This is a genomic window from Aestuariimicrobium ganziense (genome assembly GCF_015352975.1).
GTDB lineage: Bacteria > Actinomycetota > Actinomycetes > Propionibacteriales > Propionibacteriaceae > Aestuariimicrobium > Aestuariimicrobium ganziense.
The window spans coordinates 112126-133611 of sequence record NZ_JACYIZ010000006.1; the positions used below are offsets into that span (position 1 = coordinate 112126).

At 70.4% G+C, this 21486-nt stretch carries 22 protein-coding genes; 11 read left to right on the forward strand and 11 right to left on the reverse strand.

The features are described from left to right. Positions 1-98: 98 nt before the first annotated feature. On the reverse strand, positions 99-734 hold the full coding sequence (locus tag IE660_RS12420) for a maleylpyruvate isomerase N-terminal domain-containing protein (RefSeq protein ID WP_203568691.1): 636 nt from the start codon (positions 732-734) through the stop codon (positions 99-101). A 184-nt stretch (positions 735-918) separates the two neighbouring features. Between IE660_RS12420 and IE660_RS12425 the strand changes: the two genes are divergently transcribed. The 4 genes from IE660_RS12425 (at position 919) to IE660_RS12440 (ending at position 3819) form a co-directional block, all read left to right on the forward strand. Then, positions 919-2166 carry an isochorismate synthase gene (locus tag IE660_RS12425; protein WP_203568692.1) on the forward strand — a complete coding sequence of 416 codons (1248 nt, stop codon included), beginning with the start codon at positions 919-921 and terminating at the stop codon, positions 2164-2166. A 133-nt stretch (positions 2167-2299) separates the two neighbouring features. Further along, the gene (locus tag IE660_RS12430) at positions 2300-2917 is read left to right on the forward strand and encodes a hypothetical protein (RefSeq protein ID WP_203568693.1); all 618 of its coding nucleotides are present in this window, start codon (positions 2300-2302) and stop codon (positions 2915-2917) included. A 49-nt stretch (positions 2918-2966) separates the two neighbouring features. Then, entirely contained in the window at positions 2967-3311 is a 345-nt protein-coding gene (locus tag IE660_RS12435) for a YdeI/OmpD-associated family protein (RefSeq protein WP_203568694.1), read from the forward strand. A gap of 10 nt (positions 3312-3321) precedes the next feature. Further along, a complete protein-coding gene (locus IE660_RS12440; protein ID WP_203568695.1) occupies positions 3322-3819 on the forward strand; it encodes a hypothetical protein in 498 nt (165 codons plus the stop codon). A gap of 21 nt (positions 3820-3840) precedes the next feature. On the opposite strand, the gene IE660_RS12445 is transcribed toward IE660_RS12440, so the two are convergent. Genes IE660_RS12445 through IE660_RS12455 form a run of 3 tightly spaced genes read right to left on the reverse strand, consistent with a single transcriptional unit; the run spans position 3841 to position 6808 of the window. Continuing rightward, positions 3841-4377: an AAA family ATPase gene (locus IE660_RS12445; RefSeq protein ID WP_203568696.1), complete on the reverse strand. Its 537-nt coding sequence runs from the start codon at positions 4375-4377 to the stop codon at positions 3841-3843. After that, complete coding sequence (locus tag IE660_RS12450; protein ID WP_203568697.1) at positions 4374-6158, reverse strand: DUF6297 family protein; 1785 nt, start codon at positions 6156-6158, stop codon at positions 4374-4376. Before IE660_RS12450 ends, IE660_RS12445 begins: the two co-directional genes overlap by 4 nt. Beyond that, entirely contained in the window at positions 6155-6808 is a 654-nt protein-coding gene (locus tag IE660_RS12455; protein WP_203568698.1) for an ABC transporter ATP-binding protein, read from the reverse strand. The genes IE660_RS12450 and IE660_RS12455 overlap by 4 nt, the downstream gene beginning before the upstream one ends. Here IE660_RS12455 and IE660_RS12460 point away from each other — a divergent pair. Together IE660_RS12460 and IE660_RS12465 are read left to right on the forward strand one after the other, a co-directional pair. Further along, a complete protein-coding gene (locus tag IE660_RS12460) occupies positions 6798-7622 on the forward strand; it encodes a demethylmenaquinone methyltransferase (RefSeq protein ID WP_207731088.1) in 825 nt (274 codons plus the stop codon). The two genes, IE660_RS12455 and IE660_RS12460, sit on opposite strands and share 11 nt — an antisense overlap. Continuing rightward, positions 7610-9328, forward strand: a complete 1719-nt coding sequence (locus IE660_RS12465; RefSeq protein WP_203568783.1) for a TM0106 family RecB-like putative nuclease — start codon at positions 7610-7612, stop codon at positions 9326-9328. The genes IE660_RS12460 and IE660_RS12465 overlap by 13 nt, the downstream gene beginning before the upstream one ends. Before the next feature lie 360 nt (positions 9329-9688). Here IE660_RS12465 and menD read toward each other — a convergent pair whose 3' ends face one another. Genes menD through IE660_RS12500 form a run of 7 tightly spaced genes read right to left on the reverse strand, consistent with a single transcriptional unit; the run spans position 9689 to position 16246 of the window. After that, the gene (menD, locus tag IE660_RS12470; protein ID WP_203568700.1) at positions 9689-11242 is read right to left on the reverse strand and encodes a 2-succinyl-5-enolpyruvyl-6-hydroxy-3-cyclohexene-1-carboxylic-acid synthase; all 1554 of its coding nucleotides are present in this window, start codon (positions 11240-11242) and stop codon (positions 9689-9691) included. Then, positions 11239-12231: an o-succinylbenzoate synthase gene (locus IE660_RS12475; protein ID WP_203568701.1), complete on the reverse strand. Its 993-nt coding sequence runs from the start codon at positions 12229-12231 to the stop codon at positions 11239-11241. The genes menD and IE660_RS12475 overlap by 4 nt, the downstream gene beginning before the upstream one ends. Further along, on the reverse strand, positions 12228-12521 hold the full coding sequence (locus tag IE660_RS12480; protein WP_203568702.1) for a substrate-binding domain-containing protein: 294 nt from the start codon (positions 12519-12521) through the stop codon (positions 12228-12230). The genes IE660_RS12475 and IE660_RS12480 overlap by 4 nt, the downstream gene beginning before the upstream one ends. Next, a complete protein-coding gene (locus IE660_RS12485) occupies positions 12509-12823 on the reverse strand; it encodes a LacI family DNA-binding transcriptional regulator (RefSeq protein WP_203568703.1) in 315 nt (104 codons plus the stop codon). Before IE660_RS12485 ends, IE660_RS12480 begins: the two co-directional genes overlap by 13 nt. Further along, complete coding sequence (locus tag IE660_RS12490) at positions 12820-14199, reverse strand: hypothetical protein (protein ID WP_203568704.1); 1380 nt, start codon at positions 14197-14199, stop codon at positions 12820-12822. Before IE660_RS12490 ends, IE660_RS12485 begins: the two co-directional genes overlap by 4 nt. A gap of 52 nt (positions 14200-14251) precedes the next feature. Beyond that, the gene (locus IE660_RS12495; protein ID WP_203568705.1) at positions 14252-15145 is read right to left on the reverse strand and encodes a 1,4-dihydroxy-2-naphthoate polyprenyltransferase; all 894 of its coding nucleotides are present in this window, start codon (positions 15143-15145) and stop codon (positions 14252-14254) included. After that, positions 15146-16246 carry an AMP-binding protein gene (locus tag IE660_RS12500; RefSeq protein WP_203568706.1) on the reverse strand — a complete coding sequence of 367 codons (1101 nt, stop codon included), beginning with the start codon at positions 16244-16246 and terminating at the stop codon, positions 15146-15148. A 74-nt stretch (positions 16247-16320) separates the two neighbouring features. Here IE660_RS12500 and IE660_RS12505 point away from each other — a divergent pair, with 74 nt between their 5' ends. The 5 genes from IE660_RS12505 to dhaL all read left to right on the forward strand — a co-directional run bounded on the left by IE660_RS12505 (position 16321) and on the right by dhaL (position 21476). Next, the gene (locus IE660_RS12505) at positions 16321-16734 is read left to right on the forward strand and encodes a MarR family winged helix-turn-helix transcriptional regulator (protein ID WP_203568707.1); all 414 of its coding nucleotides are present in this window, start codon (positions 16321-16323) and stop codon (positions 16732-16734) included. Beyond that, a complete protein-coding gene (locus IE660_RS12510; RefSeq protein WP_203568708.1) occupies positions 16731-18020 on the forward strand; it encodes an MFS transporter in 1290 nt (429 codons plus the stop codon). Before IE660_RS12505 ends, IE660_RS12510 begins: the two co-directional genes overlap by 4 nt. Positions 18021-18045: 25 nt before the next feature. Further along, positions 18046-19611: an inositol monophosphatase family protein gene (locus IE660_RS12515; protein ID WP_203568709.1), complete on the forward strand. Its 1566-nt coding sequence runs from the start codon at positions 18046-18048 to the stop codon at positions 19609-19611. 219 nt (positions 19612-19830) lie between these two features. Next, on the forward strand, positions 19831-20838 hold the full coding sequence (gene dhaK / locus IE660_RS12520; RefSeq protein WP_203568710.1) for a dihydroxyacetone kinase subunit DhaK: 1008 nt from the start codon (positions 19831-19833) through the stop codon (positions 20836-20838). An 11-nt stretch (positions 20839-20849) separates the two neighbouring features. Further along, positions 20850-21476 (forward strand): dihydroxyacetone kinase subunit DhaL, encoded by a 627-nt coding sequence (gene dhaL / locus IE660_RS12525; RefSeq protein ID WP_203568711.1) that lies wholly within the window; start codon positions 20850-20852, stop codon positions 21474-21476. Positions 21477-21486 lie beyond the last annotated feature (10 nt).

Below are 21486 nucleotides of genomic sequence, written 5' to 3' on the forward strand. Positions count from 1 at the left end.
GGGCGCAGGGCCCGACAGCCCTTGGGGTGAGGGCGCTCCCCCGACGGGCGGGCTCGTGCTCCACTGCTGGGGGTGCAGGGAGTGCTTGCCCGCACCAATCAGCGCAGCAACACGTAGTTGTCGGGCATCGGCTGGCGGCCGGTGACCGCGAGCACCAGGTCGCCTGCGCTGCCGTCGAGCACGGCCAGGTCGGCGAGCACGCCCAGGGTCTGGCGCATCGCGTCGGCCGGCACCTCGGGGTGCAGGTCGAGGGCGCGAGCCAGGTCGAGGCTGTGGACCACGAGTTCGAGGGTGCGCGTGGGCAGGTACGCGCTCAGCCGCATGCCACCGGCAATGGTCGGCACCAGCGGGTCGTGGCGGGGCTCGTGGTCGAGCACCTCGTAGAGCTTGGCCTCGACTCGTCCGACCACGTCCGCGACGAAGGCGACCGGGTCGTCGCCGAGGTCACGACCGGCATCGACGCCGCGCTGGGCGATCAACTCGGAGTCGACCCTGGTTCGTCCGACGTAGTAGTAGCCACCGGGGGTGAGTTGGTCGGCCTCATCCGGTTCGGCCTGGTTCAGGTAGTGCTCGACGGTGAGCAGCGCCCGGCTGGCGTGGCCGATCAGGTCGCGAACGCTCCACTGACCGAGTCCGGGCTTGTCGAGCATGTCGGCGTCGACGTCGTGCAGCAGGTTCTCCAACATCCGCGCCGCCCCCAGGTAGACGTGGACATTGCTCTCCAGGGATGACATCGCTGCTCCTCGGGGGTCGGGCGGCCGGGGGGATCGACTGGCCTTGTGGTCCACCCATCCTGTCAGGGCACCACTGCACCCTCCCAGCCGGGGTCGGCTGTGTGACTCGGGCCCCCACCCCTGACGGTGGTCCGCCCCACCGAGCGCGGTCACCACCGCGATGTGCACCTTGTAGCATGCGGGGGTGATCGTGAACCCCGGCTCGTCGCGCCTGTGTGCGCGAACCGTGGCGATTCCCGATCCGGGACCGCTCGAGGCCTACCTGGGAACGGGCGAGGCGATGGCTTTCCTGCGCCGCGGCGACGGTGTCGTGGGCATCGGTGAGATCACCCGGTTCACCACTGACTCGCTCGACGCGGCCGACATCCAGTGGACCGAGTTGGCCGCCACCATCGAGCACGAGACCGAGCTCTACGACGTCTTCGGTGCCGGTCCGGTGGCCTTCGGTTCGTTCGCCTTCGACCCCGACCACTCGGCCGAGCCGTCGGTGCTGGTGGTGCCAGAGGTGATCGTGGGACGACGCGATGGCGTCTCGTGGTGCACCCGGATGGGGTGGGGAACCGTGCCCGACGGCCTGCCCACCCCGCAGCCGGCACCGACCGGCCCGGGTGAGCTGTCGTGGTCGGACGGGTCGATGTCACCGGTGCTGTGGGAGTCACTGGTGGCCGAGGTGGTCGCCATGATCCGCGCGGGCAAGGCCGACAAGGTGGTGCTGGCCCGCGACCTGGTGGCCTCGGCCGCCGAGCCGATCGAGGCGCGCTGGCTCGTCCACCGGCTGACCGCCACGTACCCAACCACCTGGACCTACCTGGTCAACGGCATGGTGGGCGCCACGCCCGAGATGCTGGTACGCCGACAGGGCGGACTGGCCACCTCACGGGTGTTGGCCGGCACGATCCGACGCGGCACCCCCGACGCCGACGCCGCCCGGCTGGCTGCTGCCCTCAACGCCTCGTCGAAGGACCTGGCCGAGCACGAGTTCGCGGTGGCCTCGGTGGCCGATGCGCTCGCGCCGTTCTGCTCAGGGATGAACGTGCCCGAGGCCCCCTACGTGCTCGAGTTGCCGAACGTGCTGCACCTGGCCACCGACATCACCGGCGTCGCCCAACCCGAAGCCAGCTCGCTGGCGTTGGCAGCGGCCCTGCACCCCTCGGCGGCAGTGTGCGGCACCCCCACCCACATTGCCCGCGACCTGATCAACGAGCTCGAGAACCTCGACCGCGGACGCTACGCCGGCCCGGTGGGCTGGATCGACGCCCACGGCGACGGTGAGTGGTCGATCGCCCTGCGCGGTGGGCAGATCCACCCGGCGCGACCCAACGAGATCCAGCTGTTCGCCGGCTGCGGGATCGTGGCCGACTCGGTGCCCGAGGACGAGTTGGCCGAGACGGTGGCCAAGTTCGTCCCGATGCGTGACGCGCTCAGCGGTTGAGGTTCCCGCCGATTCCACCGACGCACTCCCCCACCCGCTGGGGTCGAGCCTGACCCGATCGCTGCGCCGAGGGCCGACACTGGCCCACAGTAGAGGTCACTGCCGCCACCCGGAAGGCTCCGCCGATGTCCAGGTGAACCGTCGCATCCTCGCCCTCGTCCTGATGGTCACCGTGCTGGCGCTGGTGGCGTTGGCCCTGGTCAAGCCGTGGGAGGGCTCCGATTCGTCCAGGGCCCGCACGGCCGACAGCACCACCCTCAAGACCTGGTGGTTCGACGACCACGAGCAGAACGCCGAGGGACCGGTCGCGGACGAGGCGGTGCGTCGCTCGTCCTTCTACGAGGTCCGGGTGGCCTCGGCTGCGGCACCGGAGCAGTTGTTCGACTCCTTCGTCCACATGAGCATCCCCCGCAGTGGGCGTGACAAGCAGGGATACGCGGACGAGGACGGTGCCGAGTTCGCCTCGGAGGCCAGGATGACGATGTGTTGGTCGTCCTTCCTGCAGGACGAGGACGTCTGGGTCGAGGTCAGCCTGACCACCGGCCAGACCATCGGCTCGGCTGACGAGGTGACAGTGCGACCCCTCGCGCTCGACCTCACCGTCGAGATGGTCGACCAGGACACCGTCCGGGTTCCGGTGCCGCGCACCGCACAGGGTTCTGCACGGCGTCCTCGGCCTGCTTCCAGTCTCGGCAGACGAAGTAGGCGGTGCGACGCAGATCGTCGTAGTGGTCGACCACGAAGCGAGTGAACTGCTCGTCACGCCCCACGGCCGGACCTCTTGGGTGCAACGATGCCGCATGGAGTGGAACCTCGTCCTCGAGCCCGCCGGACCTGCGGGTGCATTCATCCTCACCGACGAGCAACTCGCCGACCTCGGGGCGTCCAAGCGGTCGCCAGTGACCGTCACCGTCGGTGGCCGCACCGCCCGGGTGCGGCTGGCGTCGATGGGCCGGTGCAACATCATCGGGCTGCGGCGTGAACTGCGCACCGAACTCGGGGTCGAGAGCGGCGAGCGCTACGACGTGGTGATCGAGCTGGACGAGGCCTACGCCCAGTGGGTGGGCGAGGCGAAGCAGCAGGCCACCCGCGACCGACGCGCCGAGCAGGCCGTGGCCAAGCTGGTGGCCAAGCAGAAGCTGTGAGGATGTGGCCGTGAGCGATCCCGGAGGCACCACCCCGCGACATGCCGTCGTCGCCGACGAGGGGCGCCGGGGTCTGGTCTGGAGTGCCTGGCTGGTGGCCGGGGCGCTGCTGCCGGCACTGGTGCTGGGGGCCGGCGCCTGGTGGGTGGTGCGTGAGGACGTGTGGCCGCTCGCGGCAGTGATCGGAGCAGCGGTGGCAGCGTGGCTGCTGTCAGTCGTGCTGGTGCTGCCGGGATGTCTGTGGCGGGTGGATGCGCGAGGGGTCCGACCGGTTCTCGGACGTCGGGTCCCCGCCGACCAGATCGGCGCCGTCGACGCGGTGAGGCACCGGCTGACCAGCGAGGTGGTGGTGGCGGACGAGGACGGCGAGGTCGTGCTCAGTGCACTGCCGTCGTTCTCGCCCCACGCAGGTGAGCGGCGTGCCGAACGCGTGCGCGCCCTGCTGGGGCTGGGTCCGGACGTTGATGAGACTCCGGCTGGAACTCCTCGGCGCGGTCTGTCCGACTGACCTGTCGGAGCAGGCCGCCGTTCAGGCCAGCGCGACCTCGATCCGGGCGAGCACCTCGTCCGGCGTGCCGCTGGCGTCGACCATGCGCACCTGCGGACGAGCCTTCGCCCACGCCTGGACGCGCTCGACGAGGTCGGCCGCCTCGTCGGGGGTGACGCCGAGGTCGTTGGTGGCCTGCTCGGGACGATCCGGGGTCTCGCGACGGGTGATCAGCCGCTCGGTGACCTGCGACGGGGTGACGTCGAGCACCAACTCGACCGACTCGGCGCCGGTGAGAGCGGCCGCCTGGGCAAGGGCGTCGGCGAACTCCGGGCGGGCCAGGAACTGCGGCAGCATCACGTCGTGGCCCTCCTCGACAGTGGCCACCACTGCCATCAGGGCCAGTTCGCGGGCGCGCAGTCCAGCAGCCTGGGCGTCCTCGGGCCACATCGGCAGGGCGTGCTTGATCCGGTCGACCTCGACCACGGCGCGCCGCTCGGGATTGGCCAGCATCCAGGCCTCGGCCAGTGTCGACTTGCCCGAGCCGGGGGTGCCGTTGAGCAGGATGACCCGGCTCACCGCCTCGTCCCCTCACGCTTGGTGCGGGTGACCTTGATCTTCTCGGTGCTCTTGGCGGGTGCCTCGCCACGGATGCTGGCGCGGGCCTCCGCTGCCTGCCGCTTGTTCTCCTCCTGCATCGCCTTCAGTTCCTCCTGGTCGATGCCGCCCATGCGCAGGAAGCTGAAGATGATCACGCCGAGCACCACACTGATCCACGGCGACCAGCCGACGATGGCCGGCAGGCTCATCAGCGCCACCATGTCGAAACCGCGAATCAGGTTGAACATCAGCCCCGGCGGCATGGCACCCATCGAGGTGGCCACCATCGGGGTGTTGTAGTTGGCCGACTTGGCGCTCACCCAGCGGATGCCGGCCAAGAACCCGGCGAAGGCGGTGATCAGAGCCCACATCGCGGCCTGCGCGGGGCTGTTGCCGAGCATGGACGAGCCGCCCACCCCGACGAACGCGGCAGTGACCGCCACACCCCAGATGCCGGCGAGGATGGCCGGCACGGCGCTGGCGGCGGTGCGCAGTTGCGAGGTCGAGAACGGGAAGGTGCGGGCCAGTCCTCGGGTGCGCGACAGCACGCGCAGGGTGGTGAAGAAGGGCACCAGGGCGGCCATCAGCACCAGCGCCGAGATCGGGACCGTGAGTCGTCCCAGGCCCAACGCCTGGACCGCATAGGGCACCACCATGCTGGCGAAGTAGAGCACCAGCGGGCGGGGGTAGCGGAACAGACGCTGCACGTCGCGCCAGATCAGTGACGCGAGCCCGGTGGAGCGTCCGCGGGTGGGACGCACGTGGCCGCGGGCCACGGCCTCGCGCTCGACCAGGATGTCGCGCATCAGGCCGAAGTCCATGGCGAACATGGCGCCCTGCATGCCGGCGACCAGCGATCCGCCGGACTGCAGGCGCGCGCGGCGGATCTGGCTGAGCCGGGCGCGGGCGATCAGCCCGGCACCGATGCAGAGCAGCAGGCCGACGCCGGCGACGGCGAAGCCGAGTTCGACGGCGAGCGCATCGGTGACGGTGAGGCTGATCCAGCCCGAGGCGGTGGCCACGACCGCGAGCAGCACGACCAGACCGACGAGGCTGATCACGGCCTGCAGGATGCGAACCAGCCAGATGCGCTCGGCACCCTGCTCGGCGGCGGCGAAGGCGGTGATGCCAGCGGCGGCAAGGCCGGTGCCCAGCGCCCAGGCGCCGACCGCCATCAGGCTGCCGCCGGTGAGGGCGGCGGTGAGCGCACCGACCAGGGCGCCGATCACCAGGGCGGCGACGATGATCGCCCACAGCCGTCGGGCCAGCATCTTCGAGCGCTGCAGCGGGGCGTCCATCAACCAGAAGCCCTCGGCGGCCGAGGCCAGCACCGGACCGAACACCCGGGCGGCGGCCAGGGTGAGGCCGAGCACGCCGGCGAGCATCGCCCAGGGCAGCAGGCCACGGGCGGTGGTGCAGCCCTCGGTGGAGCACTCGGCGGCCAGCGCCTGCGCGCGGGCGATCGACGAGATCAACATGGCGGCGATCACGGCGAAGCTGAACAGGGCGACGTAGGCGTCACCCAGGGCCTGCCAGATGTTGCGGGTCGCTCGTCCGCGGCGCCAGTCCTTGACCAACAGCTGCAGCTGGCGTTCGTCCACCTCGTGGCCGTGCAGTTGGTTGACGTCCTGGTGCAGGACGAGCACGGGCTCGGGCACGTCGCCCCAGGCCGGTTGCACCTCGGCGGGGACGACCTGCGGCTCGGGCTGCGGGGCACGCTGCTGGGGCTGGCGGCGCGACTTTTTGCCGGGACGACTCATCCGCGCGGCCCGCCCAGCTCGACGATGCGGCAGCCCAGCGCCTCGACCAGGGCGGGCTCGTGCGAGGCCATGACGATGGCCAGGCCCTTCTCCTTCTCGGCGCGCAGCCTCGCGCCCAGCCACTTGACGCCCTCGACGTCGAGTCGCTGCTCGGGCTCGTCCAGCACCAGCAACCGGCGCGGGCGGACGAAGGCGGTGGCCAGGGCCAGGCGGCGACGCTGACCCGACGACAGGGTGCCGGGCAGCTGGCCCGACTGGGGCACCAACTGCACCTCTTCGAGAACCTCGTCGACGAGCTGGTCGGCCTCGTCCAAGCCATGGGCCCGGGCGAGCAGGTCGAGGTGCTCGACCACCGACAGGTCGGGGAAGAAGTCGAGGTCGTCGATCACGGTGGCCACGTTGCGGCGGATCTCGGGGTTGGTCTCGCTCATCTTGACCCCCAGCACCTCGACGCTCCCCTCGGTGGGGCGGTCGGCGCCGACCAGGCAGCGCAACACGGTCGACTTGCCGGCACCGTTGCGTCCGGTGAGTGCGACGGCCTCACCCTCGCGCACCTCGAGGTTGAAGTTGTCGACGATGGTGGTGGGTCCATAGGACTTGCTGAGGTTGGTCACCTTGAGCACGGTGTCGCGTGAGGCCATGGGCTCCATTCTGACCCATAGCGGTAATGGGTCAGAACCGGCTGTGGGCGTGTGGGCGGGCCGTGGTCGCTTGCCCGGGGTCGACGAGTGGCAGCCGTTGTCGGTCGGATGTGGAATTCTGGGCGACGTGTCCGAGTCCCGAGCCACCCTGACCAAGCGCCGCGCTGAGGTCTCCGCCATGTTCGACGGCGTGGCCAAGCGCTACGACCTGCTGAACTCGATGCTCACCTTCGGCGGCGTCGAGCAGTGGCGTCGCACGGTGGCCGACGAGCTCGAACCTCGTCCGGGCATGAAGATCCTCGACCTGGCTGCCGGCACCGGCACCTCGACTCGTCCGTTGGCCGACGCCGGCGCGTTCGCGGTGGCCGCCGACATGTCGTGGGGCATGTTGCAGACCGGCAAGCAGCGCCAGCCCGACCTGACCTTCGTGGCCGGGGACGCACTGCACCTACCTTTCGCCGACAAGGTGTTCGACGCCGTCACCATCAGCTTCGGGCTGCGCAATGTCGAAGACACCGTGGCCGCACTGACCGAGATGCGCCGGGTCACCAAGCCCGGCGGGCAGTTGCTGGTGTGTGAGTTCTCGACCCCAACCAATGGCGCGATCCGCTGGGGCTATCACAGCTACCTGCGCACGGTGATGCCGTTGATGAGCAAGGTGGCCTCGAACCCGGCCGCCTACGACTACCTGGCCGAGTCGATCGTCGACTGGCCAGATCAGCGTCGGCTCGCCGAGCTGATGACCGAGGCCGGTTGGAAGGCCGTCGGGTGGCGCAACCTCACCCAGGGCTTCGTCGCCCTGCACCGGGGGTGGGCTGCTTGATCCTCCTCGACGCCTACGCTGCCCGGAACTGCCCGGTCAAGACCCAGAACGCCTACGATCCGACCGTCCCCGCGCCCGAACTGCGCGAAGACCAGGTGATGGTCGAGGTGTTCCTGGGGTCGCAGGTGTTCAAGGACGAGGTGCTCGGCGTGGTCGCGGGCGGGCTCGACGGTAGCGGCGCCGGTGTGGTCGACCTTCGTCCCCTACCACCGCACGACAAGGTTGCAGCCACCCTGGCCGCGATGGACGAGGGTGTTGACGTGGTCATCGGGCCACGGCTGCCCCACGACGACGCCGGCCACCGCCGCGGCTCCCCCGACGTGCTGGTGCGCCACGTCAACGCGACGTCGGGTCGGGTCGGCTACCTGCCGGTGCAGGTGAAGCGGCACCGGCTGCTCGAGAAGCGGGTCTGCCCAGCCGACCACCTGGCGCTGGCGCCACTGGCCACGCCCCGGCTCGAGACCGCCACCCCGACCACCGAGACCAGTCTGCGTTCCAGCCGCGAGGCCGACCTGATCCAGGTCGCCCACTACTGGCGGATGCTCGAGTCGATGGGCCGAGACCCCGACCTGCCGCCGACTGCCGGGTTGATCGGCACCGACACCATCGACGGCGCCCATCCAGTCGTCTGGGTGAACCTGACCACCAAGTTCCTGCGCACCTTCTCGCGCACTTCGGCCGAGGGCTGGCGGCTGCGTTCGGCGCTGGAGCGCTACGACCACGAGTTCGGGTTCCGGGTGACGGTGGCCCAGCGGGCCGAGGCGAGCACCGACGGTCGCCCGGCGAGCATGGTGCACCCGATCCGGATCCGTGAGTGCGAGAGCTGCCGCTGGTGGGAACGCTGCGCCCCCAAGCTGCCCGAGGACGACCTGAGCCTGCGCATCGACAAGGCCCCGCTCGACGTGCGCGAGATCAGCGTGCTGCGCAAGCTCGGTGTCTCCACCCTCGAAGACCTGGTCAAGGCCGATCTGGACGAGTTACTGCCCGCCTACCTGCCCGAGGTGCGCCACCGCGATCGCGCCGAGGACCGACTGCGGCTGACCAAGCGCCGCGCCGAACTGCTGCAGGCCGGAGTGAACCTGCAGCGGATCAGCACCGGCGAGCTGCCCCTGCCGGGTCATGAGCTCGAGATCGACGTCGACATCGAGACCTCCGCCGACGACACCATCTACCTGTGGGGCTTCCTGGTGGACGACCGCGCGTCCGGCCAACCGCCCTACTACAAGGCCTTCGTCGCCTTCGACCGGCTCGACCCGGCACGCGAGGAGGCGCTGGCGGTCGAGGCGATGCAGTGGCTCACCGACCTGGTCGAGGGGCGCGACGCCCAGGTGCACCACTACTCCGACTACGAGTTGGTGCACCTGCGCAAGCTGGCCGAGCGCAACCGGCACCCAGTGCTCGAGAACCTGCTGACCCGTCGGCGGGAGCTGTTCCACGACCTGTTCCTGACCGTACGTGACCACTACTTCGGGGTCAGAGGGCTGGGGCTGAAGGTGGTCGCGGCCGAGGGGCCGGGGTTCGCCTGGCGCGACGAGGACCCCAGCGGTCTGGCCTCGCAGTCCTGGTTCGCCGAGGCCTGCGACGCCGAGGACGAGGCCCTGCGCGAGGCCGCCCGCACCAGGGTGCTGGAGTACAACGAGGACGACGTGCGCGCCACCCACGCCGTGCGGGCCTGGCTGCGGCGGCCACCACCGGACGCCGGTTGATCGACTAGTGCCGTCTCCCTAGCTGGTCGAGTAGCAGCCGCTCCCTCTTGCCGATCGAGTAGCAGCCGTGGAACGAGGCTGCGTGTCGAGATCACCTGCCACTCACGACGCTCCCTCTTGCCGATCGAGTAGCAGCCGAGGAACGAGGCGGCGTGTCGAGATCGCCCGGCGACCCGCGAGGCTCGCGCTGCTCCCCCACCCCGGCCGGATCGCCGTGGAGGAAATCGCTGGGTCTACCCAGCAATCCCTCACAAACCGTCGGGGACACTTTCGGAAGTGCCTGGCTGTCGCAGCAATCCCGGAAGCTGTGATCGCTGGCGCTCTGGTCTCGACACGCTCGACCAACGATGCGGGTTGGCCTCAGCAGGCGGGCAGACGGCAGACGACCACCGTGGTGCGCTGCAGCTCACCCCCGAGGGCCACGTCCAACTCCTCCAGTGACGACACCTCGACCACTCCAGCCCCGAGTCCGCGAGCGACCTCGGCGACGTCAACCTGCTGCGGGGTGGTGAACACCCTCGAGAAGTGCTCGGCGTAGGCCGCGTCGCCCTGCTCCAGGCCGGAGAAGATCGCGCCGCCGTGGTCATCCAGCACGACGATGCGCAGGGGTCGGCGCCGCTCGCCCTCCCCAACCACCAGACCGGTCAGGTCGTGCAGGAAGGTGAGGTCGCCGAGCAGCACCGTGGTCGGCAGGTCGTTGGCCAGAGCGTGCCCGGCGGCGGTGTGCAGGGTGCCGTCGATGCCGGCGAGCCCTCGGTTCGCCCAGGTCAGCGGCGGGTCGTCCACCACCGGTGCGAGGTCGAGGTGGCGGATGCCGTTGGAGGAGCCCACCACCAGTTGCTGGCCGCGACAGGCTTGCCAGACCCGCTCGGCCACGCTCCGGGCCGACCACCCGCTCAGACGATCCAGCGCGGCGTCGGCAGCCTGCCACCGGGCCAGCCAGTCGCTGTCATCGGGCTCGGCCTCGAACCGATCGGCCACCACCACGGCGCGCTGGCCGGGGTCATCGGGCAGCGCCCGGTCGGCCAACAGCACCACCTCGACCTCGGGCCTGCGCAGCAGCCTCGTCACCGGCCGCGACAAGGTGGGATGCCCGGCCAGCACGACGCGCTCAATCTCCTGCCCCACCGCCTCGTCCAGCAGCAGGCGGTAGCCCGTGATCGCGCACTGACCAGTCCGGGCACCACTGCTCGGCTCGGCCAGCAATGGCCAGCGCGCCGACTCGGCCAACTCCCGGGCCCGTCGTCCCAGATCGGGCGTCGCGTCACCGACGAGGACGACGGTCCGCGGTCCCGTCGGCAGCCGGTACGCCGCCGAAGCACCCGGGAGCCCCTGGTGCTCGACCGGCAGGTCGTTCAAGGGTCCGAGCAGGTCGGCGTCGACCAGGGGTTCGGCGAGTTCGACGTTGAGGTGCACCGGTCCCGGACGCCCCGTTCGCACCCCCGAGGCCAGCGCCACCGCTCGGCGCACAACGAACGCCCACGCCGCCTCGTCGCCTGAGTCCGACGCGATCCGCGCTCGCCCGACCACGAGGTCGCCGAACAGTCCCCACTGCCGGGTGGTCTGGTTGGCGCCCGAGTCGTGCAGGCTGACCGGGCGATCCGCGGTCACCAGCAGCAGCCGCACCCCGGCGTGGAACGCCTCGGCGACCGCAGGGGTCAGGTTGGCTGCCGCCGTCCCCGAGGTGGTCACCACGGCGACCGTGGACGAGGTTCCCTTGGCCAGCCCGAGTGCCAGGAAGCCGGCGCCGCGCTCGTCCAGCACCATGTGCAGCCGCAGGTCGCCACGGGCGTGGGCGGCTGCGAGGGCCAGCGAGAGTCCGCCGTTGCGGGAACCGGGTGAACAGACCACGTCGCGCACGCCGGCAGCCCGAAGCGCTGCGACCACCGTGCGCGCCACCACGGGCGAGCTCATCGGGCTCCTTCCAGGGCCAGCACCTCACCCAGGCGGGCGACCCATCGTCCCATCACCTCGGGCGGTGCGGCGAGGCGGGTGACGGCGGCCTCGTCCAGCACCAGGTCGCTGACCCGGATGCTGCCATCGAGGGCGGTGACCTGGGTGGCTGGGGTGGCGACGTCGTCGGTGAGCAGGGCGGCGGTGTTGAGTCCGCAGGCGTAGGGCAGGTCGGGCAGGGCCGCAGCCAGCGCGACCCCCATCCGCAGTCCCACCGAGGTCTCCAGTGCGGACGAGACCACCACCGGCAGCCCGAGCCGTTCGGCCAACTCCAGGCAGGCCCGCACACCACCCAGTGGCTGCACCTTGAGCACGGCGATGTCGGCCGCGTCGAGGGCCACCACCCGCTCGGGGTCACCGCTGCGCCTGATCGACTCATCGGCCGCGATCGGCACGTCGATGCCGGCCCGGACGAGGCGGCGGCGCAGGTCTGCGAGGTGCTCGACGTCGGCGCAGGGCTGCTCGGCATACTCCAAGTCGAACCGGTTGAGTTCGCGCAGGGCGGTCACCGCATCCTCGACCGACCAGGCGCCGTTGGCGTCGACACGAACCCGACCATCAGCGCCCAGCGCATCGCGCACAGCTTCGACCCGGGCGAGGTCGTCGGTCAGCGACTGTCCGGGCTCGGCGACCTTGACCTTGGCGGTGCGGCACCGCGAACCGCGTGTCAGCGCGTGCGCCGTCTCAGGGTCGAGCGCAGGCACGGTGACGTTGACCGGCACCTCGTCCCTGACCGGGGTCGGGTACCCCAGCGTTGCGGCCTCGACGGCGGCGCGCCACCAGGTCGCGGACTCCTCTTGGCCGTAGTCCCAGAACGGGCTCCACTCGGCCACCCCGGCCTCGCCCTGCACCAGCAGCCCCTCGCGCACGGTGATGCCACGAAACCGGGTGGTCATCGCGATCTGGTGGCAGCTGTGCACGCCGACCGCAGCGGCGGTGGGACGGGTCATCGACGTGCGGGTCCGGTCGACTCGCGCACCACCAGGTGCACCGGCAGGTGGTCACGGGTGACCTCACCGGCCAGGGCAGCGATCCCCAGCCGCAGGGCGTGGCGCCCAGCCTCGGCCAGGGGCAGGTGCACCGTGGTGAGCGGCGGCCAGGTGTCGCGCGAGGGCCAGATGTCGTTGCAGCCGATCACCGAGACGTCATCGGGGCAGCGCAGTCCGCGGGCACGCAGTTGGGCCAGGGCGCCCATCGCCATCTGGTCGGCGGTGGCGGCGATCGCGGTCAGGTCGGGCATCTCGTCCAGCACCTCGGCGCCACCTGCTGCAGGCCCTCGACCATCTCGGCGAAGTAGGGGTCACCGACGTCGCCGACGATCACCCCGACCGAGCGGGGGTTGCGGCGCAGCAGGCCCTGGGCCCGGGCGTTGGGCACGTGGTCGAGTTCGGTGGCGGCACCCTCGACCCGGCGACGCAACTGCTCGGTGACTGGGTAGTCACTGCCCGAGAGCACGCGTGAGGCGGTCGCCACCGAGACGCCGGCCAGTTCGGCGACCTGGCGAAGGTTGGTGGGCTGCCCGGACGACTGCGACCGCGTCACGGCGACAACGCCGCCTCGAGCACGCGGTCTCGTCCGTCGACGAAGTCGTGCCAGGAGTTCTGCACCACCTGGTCGGGGAAGAACTCGCCCACGCCCTGCAGCAGGAACTTGTCGGGCAGCCACACGTCGTGCCACAGCGACGTGTCGCCGGTCAGGTCGTGCCAGTCGTGGCAGAGCTGCACGAGCAGTCCCGACCGAGGCAGCTGAAAGGTGCGACCCTGACCACGAACCCGCAGCTTGTCACCGACGTGGTTACCGATGACCGTGGTGCGCTCGCCCGCGTGGGCGAGGAACTGCGACGCGGCGATCAGGCCCCCACCGATGGTGTTGGGACCCACCAGCAACTTGATCGGCACCCCGATCTCGCGGGCGCGTTCGCTGACCTGGCGGACCAGAGGCAGCACCACCCGGTAGTCACCACCGGAGTGGTAGCGCACGTCGACGACGAACCGGGCAGGGCTCGACTCGCGCACCATCTGTTCGACCTGCTCGACCCGGCTGGCCGGCGGGTCGATCGACTCGGGGGTGCCCAGCAGCCGCAGGTAGAGAGCCTCCTGACCTGCCGGCAGCGGCACCGAGGCGGTGAACAGCAACTCGTCGGTGTGCTGCAGGTAGAGCGGCAGGGTGGCGTCCTGGTGCAGCAGGCTGACCCAGCCAGTCGTCCCCAAGGCCTCGTCGTCGGGGAACCGGTCGCGGAAGTCGGCCAGTGGGCCGCCGGGCGTCGGTTCGGCCTCGGCGTGCAACAGGCTGATCTGGGTGAGTCCCTCGGGTGACTCGGTGACCAACCGGACGCCGTCGGCGGTGGCCAGACCGACCTGGCTGAGCGCCTCGGGCACGCTGAAGAACCAGGCGCTGCGGTTGCGCAGCCACGCCGGGGTGCCGCCGCCGACGAAGCGTTCGAAGAAGGGCCATGTGACCAGCGGGTCACCACCGGCGATCGAGGTGACCCGGTGGCCGAGCAGGTTGGCCAACTCCGGCCGCGCCTTGACCACGACCAGGGCGTCGGCGACCCAGCCGAACCGCACCCCCAGCCGGTGCGCCCGGGTGGTGAGCACCACGGTGGCGGCGTTGTCGAAGCAGGCCAACGCCTCACACGCCGCCAGGCTCAACTGGTCGATGTCGAGCGGACGACGCCGCTCCAGCACGGTGTCGAATGCCTGGCGTTGCGACTGGGTGGCGCCCCACTCGTGGCGTTCGACCACCTTGCGCAGGTACTCCAAGTCACCGGCCAAGCCCTCGGGCAGTCCACGGGGGCGCCTGGTCGGAGCGAAGGTGCGGGCCAGCGAGCCCTGGTCGATGGACGAGGCCACGACCGCAGCACCACCCAGCCCGACCGCGATCGCGGTGAGCCACTTGGTTCGTCGTGAGACCGGCACTGGTCAACCTCCTGAGTCCAGTAAACCCTGTCTGCGCGCCAAACCCGGGAAGTCAGGCGACCGCGAGTACGGCTCCGAACAGCACACCCAGGCCCACGAGCAGTTCGGCGATGCCGGTGAGCTTGAGCACGCCGATCAGTTCCCTGCCGGTCGCGCCACGACTGACGGTGGCGTTGGCCAGCATCAGCGGGATGCCGCCGACCATGCCGAGCAGCAGCCAGGGGTGGCTGGTGGCGGCGGCGATCACGACGAAGAACAGCGTGAACCTGGCCATCACCATGAACAGGGTGCGCGACCCGGGGTCGCCGATGCGGGTGGCCAGGGTGCGCTTGCCCGAGGCGGTGTCGCCCTCGATGTCGCGCAGGTTGTTGGCGACCAGGATCAGGCAGGCGATCAGGCCGATCGCCACTGCGAGCATCCAGGCCGCGATCGAGGTCGAGCGGGTGAGCAGCAGGTGCGTGCCGGCGACCGCGACCAGTCCGAAGAAGATGAAGACGAACACTTCGCCCAGGCCGAGGTAGCCGTAGGGGTGTCGTCCGCCGGTGTAGAACCAGGCGGCGAGGATGGCTGCGGCACCCACGGCCAGCAGCCACCACAGCCCGGTCATCCAGACCGCGACCAGCCCGGCGACCGCGGCGATTCCGAAACAAGTGAAGGCTGCAGCCTTCACGGTGCTCGGCGTGGCGGCTCCCGAGCCGACCAGGCGCATCGGGCCGATCCGCTCGTCATCGGTGCCGCGCACCCCGTCGGAGTGGTCGTTGGCGAAGTTCACCCCGATCTGCAGGGCGAGGGCGATCACGGCACACAGCGCAGCGACCACGACGTGACGCGACTCGAAGCGACCCAGCGCGACCAGCGCGGTGGCCGACCCGGCGAGCACCGGTGACACGGCAGCCGGGAGCGTTCGCGGACGAGCACCCTCGACCCATTCGGCGATCGTGGCCACTCAGTCCTCCAGGCGGTGTGCTGCATGTCGGCCGGCTGCCCAGGCCGCCAGCCCCTGCCGGTCGATCTTGCCAGAGGCGAGCCGGGGCAGGGGGCCCAGCAGCACGTGTCGCGGCAGGCCTGCGGGCTCGATGCCGAGCGAGGCCAACCTCGTCCGCCAGGCCTGCAGGTCGGTGGCCGTCGGGTCGTCGGTGACCAGCACGACGGTGGCCCCCCACTCGGGGTCGGGCACGGCGACCACGGCGGCGCTGCCGTGGGCGAGGTCGTCCACGACACGCTGCAGGTGGGCGAGGTCGACGTTGACTCCCCCGCTGATCACCACGTCGTCGATCCGTCCGAGGATGGTGAGGCGGTCGTCGGCCCAGGTGCCGCGGTCCTGGGTGTGCAGCCAGCCGTCGTGCAGGGTCTCGCGGCTGAGCACGGGGTCGCCGAGGTAGCCGGCGAACAGCATCGGTCCGCGCAGCCTCACCCGGCCCCTCGTCTCGTCGACGGCAACCTCCAGGCCGGGCAACGGGACACCGTCATAGACACAGCCGCCGCAGGTTTCGCTCATGCCGTACGAGGTGACCACCGACAGGCCGGCTTCACGGGCACGATCGAGCAGCGTGGACGAGGCCGCGGCCCCGCCGAGCAGGATCGTGTGGAAGGTACGCAGCCGGTCGAGAAGCCCGGGCTGGGCCAAGGCACGGACGAGTTGGGTGGGCACCAGCGAGATCGCCGACGGCTCGTCCGGCACGTCGAGATCGGACAGGTCACTGGCGCAGCGCAACGCCCGGGTGCCCGCCTCGAGGGCGCGGACCATGGTCATCAGCCCGGCGACGTACTGCCCGGGCAGCGGGCTGACCCAGGTCAGCGGTCGTCCGAGGTGTTCGTGGGTGGCGCGGGCCCCGGCGAGCAGGGCGTCGGCGGTGAGCGCGACCCCCTTGGGGCGTCCGGTCGATCCGGAGGTGCTGACCACCACCGCGGCGGTCTGGACGAGGGGGTCGGTCGGGTCGAGGTGGTCGGACGATGTCCCGCTGGGAAGGGGGGCGAGGCAGTACTCGCCGGCCAGCGCACCCGGCAGCAACGAGGCGATCTCTTCAGGAGGACAAGTGCGCAGCACGCTGACAGCGTACGGTACCGTTAGCGTGGTTAACCGTTTGGTCAGCCGTTGCCCCCTCCTCTGCGGGAAGCCCGATGCCCGAGAACTTCCAGATCGCCCAGCAACTGCGTGCTGCCTGCATGCGGATCACGCGGCGAGTCCGACTCGAGGCCTCCGGCATGCCCCCTCACCAGTTCGCAGTTCTTGCCGCACTCGACCACCACCCGCACACCGCCAGCGAACTGGCTGCTCGCGAACAGGTCAGCGCACCGAGCATGTCGCGCACCATCAGGGAACTCACCGAGCAGGGACTGGTGCAGCACGAGACCAGCGAGACCGACCGCCGCCGCAAGATCCTCACGCTCACCGGTGAGGGCGAGCAGATGGTGCAGCAGGTGCGGCGCTCACGCGACCACTGGATGATCGAACGCGTCCGCGAACTGCCGCCCGAGCAGCGCGACGTGCTTGCCAAGGCCACCGAGATCCTCGAGGGGATGCTTCGTCAGTGAGTGCGACCTTCGCATCCTTGTCAGTCCCCAACTACCGGCGCTACTTCATCGGCTTCACCGTCTCGAACATCGGCCAGTGGATGGCCCGCACCGCCACCAGCTGGTTGGTGCTGGTGACCTTGACCGGCGGCAACGCCAGCGCACTGGGCTGGATGACCAGCCTGGCGTTCGTCCCCACGCTGCTGTTGGCACCGTGGGCAGGAGCGGTCGCCGACCGGGTCAGCAAACGCAAGATCATGAACATCGCGCAGTCGGCGATGATGGTGCACAACGGCTTCCTGGCGATCATGGTGCTGACCGGCGCGGTCAAGCTGTGGCACGTCTTCCTGGTGGCCTTCCTCGACGGTTGCGCGGCGGCCTTCGACGGCCCGGCCCGCCAGGCCTTCGTCAGCGAGATCGTTCCGCTGTCGCAGTTGTCGAACGCGATCAGCCTCAACTCGGCGAGCTTCAACGCCGCCCGCCTGCTCGGGCCCGGCATCGGCGGCGCACTGATCGCGCTGGTCGACACCGGACCGGTCCTGGCGATCAACGTGCTGTCGTTCGCGACCCTGATCTTCTCGCTGGCCACGATGAACAAGGCCCAGCTCAACCCGGCTCGGGCCAAGCGTGGCGAGGGCGGCCTGCGAGCCGGCGTGCACTACGTGCGTGGACGCATCGACCTGCTGGTGCTGCTGACCATCGCCTTCGTCATGGGCGCCTTCGCCTTCAACGGCGCGATCAGCAACGCGGTGATGGCCACCCAGGAGTACGACAAGGGCCCTGGCGAGTACGGCATGCTCGGCTCGTGGATGGGCGTCGGCGCCCTCGCGGCCGCACTGATGTCGGCCCGCCGCAACCGGCCCCGACTGCGGTTCGTGCTCGAGGCGATGGCCGCGTTCACCGTGATCATGCTGATCTCGGCGCTGGCCCCCAACTACTGGACCTTCGCGCTGCTGCAGATCCCGATCGGCCTGGCGCTGATCACGGTGATGGTGACCGCCAACGCGCTGGTGCAGATCAGCGTCGAACCCAGCATGCGTGGCCGCGTGATGAGCCTGTGGGGTGCACTGATCCTGGGCGGCACCCCGTTCGTCGCCCCACTGATCGGATGGATCGGTGACACCTTCGGGCCGCGATGGACCGTGGTCGCCCAGGCCGTGCCGGTCGGCATCGCCTTCGTGGCGGTGACTTGGTGGATCATGCTCCACGACGGGCTGCGACTGCGCTTCGACTCGAGCAAGAAGGCGCCGTGGATCCGCCTGGTGCGCGGCACCGTGACCGAGGACGTGGGCAACCGGGTCACCTGATCGACGCGTCTGGTTGGCTGGTGGCATGAGCTTGCGCACGATCGCCCACCGAGGCGACTCCTTCTCTGCCCGTGAGAACACCATCGAAGCCGTGCTGGCCGCCGTCGAGGCTGGCGCCGACACCATCGAGATCGACATCCGCACCAGCGCCGACCGGCGCTCGGTCGTGCTGCACGACGCGTCGACACTGCGGTTGTGGGGACGAGCCCAGCTGGCCTCGGAGCAGACCGTTGCCCAGTTGCAGGAGCTGGGGGTCAGCGGCACGCGGATCCCGACGCTGGGTGAACTGGTACAGGCGCTCGCCGACCTGGGACGCCCCGTGCACCTGCTGGTCGACACCGTCGACGTGGACGACGCGGTGGTGGCGTGGACCGAACTGCGCACCCATCCCGGGGTCAGGGACGACGCCGTGCGCATCTCGTGGTGCGGGTTGAGTGCGGCGATGCAGCGCATCCGTGAGTTGGACGCCGAGGCCGACCTTCGCCACAACCACTACGGCGGCCCGCTTGACCTCGAGCTGCTGGAGCGGACTCGTCCCAGCGTGGTCAACTGCGAGTGGACCTGCATCGACGCCGCACTGGTCGACCAGGTGCACCGGCTGGGGCTCGAGATCGCGGTCTGGACCGTGGACGACGGCGAGCAGATGACCTGGCTGATCGACGCCGGGGTCGATGCGATCACCACCAACCGTCCCCGGACGTTGCACCAGTTGGTCACCGGTGGCCACTCGTCCCTGGGCATGGCGTGGGCGTCAGCGGAAGAACTGGCCGCGCGCACGGGCGTCGAGCTCGAGATGGCTCGCTGGGTGCACGTGGCCCGGCAGCTGGCGCAGTGGCAGATCGAGTTCGTGCGCACCGCGTCGCTGGGGCGGATCGACGACAAGGCCAATCCGGCTGACGTGGTGACCGAGGTCGACACCGCCGTGGAGCGGCACTTCCGCGAGGTGCTGGCCGCTGAGTTCGGTGACCACCTGGTGGTTGGTGAGGAGTACGGCGGACGAGCCGAGCCCGGTCGTCCGACCTGGTACATCGACCCGGTCGACGGCACGACCAACCTGGCCAACAACCTGCCGTGGAACTCGATGAGCCTGGCGCTGGCGATCGACGACCAGCCACTGGTGGCCGCGACCACCCAGCCCTGGACCGGGGAGTTGTTCCTGGCCGCCCGCGGCATGGGTGCGGCGCGCAACGGTGTGCCGCTGCAGGTGAAGAAGGTCGACTCGCTGGCCGGCAAGGCGCTGCTGGTCGAGACCAGCGCCCTGGGCCTGTGGCCGGGCCTGCTGGAGTTGGTGGACGGGCTGGCGCGCGAGCACTGCGCGGTGAGGGTGATGGGCTCGGGCACTCTGACGATGACCCGTGTCGCCGCGAACTCGTCGGTGGGCGGGCTGGTGCCCGGCTTCTCGGCGATCGACCACCTGGCCGGGGTGCTGATCGCCGCCGAGGCCGGGGCCCGGGTGATGAACTCCGACGGCGACGATGCCCTGTTCCCCAGTTCTGGGGGTCTGCTGATCGCCCCGCCCGGTGCAGCGGAGAAGCTCTGGCCGATCTGGCAGGAGGCGCTCAAGGCCGCAGCCGCTCAGCCGGCTGGTTGAGGGGACGTCGGTCCAGGGGCCAGCACCCGCCAGCCTCACGAGACCTTGGCGGCCACCTACCGACAGCGAGGGGCGCCTCGATCGTCGACGGGTACTGCATGCACTACCCGTCGCGAACCTTGGTGCCCGTCGCGACCAGAAGGTACCCGTCGAGTGCGAGCGACGGCGCTCACTCCCGCACCCAGCGACGGCCTGCCCGAGGTGGTTGGATGGGCAGCGATGAAGAAGCTGATCAACGACCCGCGTGACGTGGTCGCCGAGGCACTGGTCGGACTGGCCCTGGCCCACCCCGACCGGCTCCGGGTGGACCATGACAACGCCGTGGTGTATCGCGCCGAGCCCACCCGCCCGGGCAAGGTGGCGCTGGTCTCCGGCGGTGGATCGGGCCATGAGCCACTGCACGGCGGATTCGTCGGGCTCGGCATGCTCGACGCCGCCTGCGCGGGGCAGGTCTTCACCTCACCGGTCCCCGACCAGGTGCTCGCCGCGACCACCACCGTCGACGCCGGCGCCGGCGTGCTGCACATCGCCAAGAACTACACCGGCGACGTCATGAACTTCGACATGGCTTCCGAACTCGCCGCCGAGTCCGGCATCCAGGTCGAGTCCGTGGTCGTCGACGACGACGTCGCTGTCGAGGACTCCTTGCACACCGCCGGACGCCGCGGCACCGGCCTCACCGTGCTGCTCGAGAAGCTCGTCGGGGCCGCCGCCGAACAGGGACGAGACCTCGACGCGGTCACCACCCTGGCCCGCAGCATCAACGACCGTGGCCGCTCGATGGGGGTCGCGCTGACCTCGTGCACCGTGCCCGAGGTTGGTCGTCCCACCTTCGATCTGGCCGAGGACGAGATCGAGGTCGGCGTGGGCATCCACGGCGAGCCCGGCCGGGAGCGTCGAAGCCTCACCACCGCCGCCGAGGTCGCCCAGATGCTGGTCGACCCGGTACTGGACGACCTGGGAACCGTCTCAGCCCGCGAGCGTGCGGCCATCGTCATGCTCAACGGCATGGGCGCCACTCCCCTGCTCGAGCTCTACCTGATGTTTGGCGAAGTCGCGAAACTGCTTGCCGCGCGGGGAATCGTCCCCACCCGCACTCTGGTCGGCAGCTACATCACCTCGCTCGAGATGGCAGGCTGTTCCCTGACCGTGCTCGAGGCGGACGAGGAGTTGCTCACGTTGTGGGACGCCCCGGTCAACACCCCCGGCCTACGCTGGGGAGCCTGAACAGCGAAGGGATGTCCATGCTGACCACCGAGAAGGCCGCCGCCTGGCTGGACGACTACGCCCGCGTCATCCACGAGAACGCCGCGTGGCTGACCGACCTCGACCGCCAGATCGGCGACGCCGACCACGGCTCGAACCTCGAACGCGGCATGACCGCGGTCGAGGCGATCCCACGCGAGGAGTACCCCGACGCCGCCTCGCTGCTGAAGAAGGCCGGCATGACCCTGGTCAGCACCGTGGGTGGCGCCGCCGGCCCGCTGTGGGGCACCTTCTTCCTGCGCTTCGCCGGTGCGCTGGACGAGCCCGGGGACGACGCCACCGTGGTCGCTGCGGCGATGCGGGCCGGCCTGGTCGGCATCGTGCAGCGTGGCAAGGCCACCGAGGGCGACAAGACCGTGGTCGACGCGCTCGGACCGGCCGTCCGGGTGGCCGAGCAGAAGGCGTCCCAGGGCGCGAGCCTGGCCGACACCCTGACCGCCGCCGCCGAGGCCGCCGCCGTCGGACGCGACGCCACCATCCCGATGGTCGCCCGCAAGGGACGTGCCTCCTACCTGGGCGACCGCTCCGCAGGCGTCCAGGACCCCGGCGCGACCAGCATCACCATGCTGGTCGAGAGCGCCGCGCGCACCCTGGCCTGAGCAGGAGCGT

Bases quoted from the DNA above. Each gene is read 5' to 3' on its own strand.
- IE660_RS12450 (WP_203568697.1), bottom strand. From the start codon at position 6,158: ATGAGTCGTCCCGGCAAAAAGTCGCGCCGCCAGCCCCAGCAGCGTGCC.
- dhaL (WP_203568711.1), top strand. From the start codon at position 20,850: ATGTCCATGCTGACCACCGAGAAGGCCGCCGCCTGGCTGGACGACTAC.
- IE660_RS12480 (WP_203568702.1), bottom strand. From the start codon at position 12,521: ATGCCCGACCTGACCGCGATCGCCGCCACCGCCGACCAGATGGCGATG.
- IE660_RS12435 (WP_203568694.1), top strand. From the start codon at position 2,967: ATGGAGTGGAACCTCGTCCTCGAGCCCGCCGGACCTGCGGGTGCATTC.
- IE660_RS12460 (WP_207731088.1), top strand. From the start codon at position 6,798: ATGGGCTCCATTCTGACCCATAGCGGTAATGGGTCAGAACCGGCTGTG.
- IE660_RS12515 (WP_203568709.1), top strand. From the start codon at position 18,046: ATGAGCTTGCGCACGATCGCCCACCGAGGCGACTCCTTCTCTGCCCGT.
- IE660_RS12475 (WP_203568701.1), bottom strand. From the start codon at position 12,231: ATGACCCGTCCCACCGCCGCTGCGGTCGGCGTGCACAGCTGCCACCAG.
- menD (WP_203568700.1), bottom strand. From the start codon at position 11,242: ATGAGCTCGCCCGTGGTGGCGCGCACGGTGGTCGCAGCGCTTCGGGCT.
- IE660_RS12455 (WP_203568698.1), bottom strand. From the start codon at position 6,808: ATGGAGCCCATGGCCTCACGCGACACCGTGCTCAAGGTGACCAACCTC.
- IE660_RS12420 (WP_203568691.1), bottom strand. From the start codon at position 734: ATGTCATCCCTGGAGAGCAATGTCCACGTCTACCTGGGGGCGGCGCGG.
- IE660_RS12505 (WP_203568707.1), top strand. From the start codon at position 16,321: ATGCCCGAGAACTTCCAGATCGCCCAGCAACTGCGTGCTGCCTGCATG.
- dhaK (WP_203568710.1), top strand. From the start codon at position 19,831: ATGAAGAAGCTGATCAACGACCCGCGTGACGTGGTCGCCGAGGCACTG.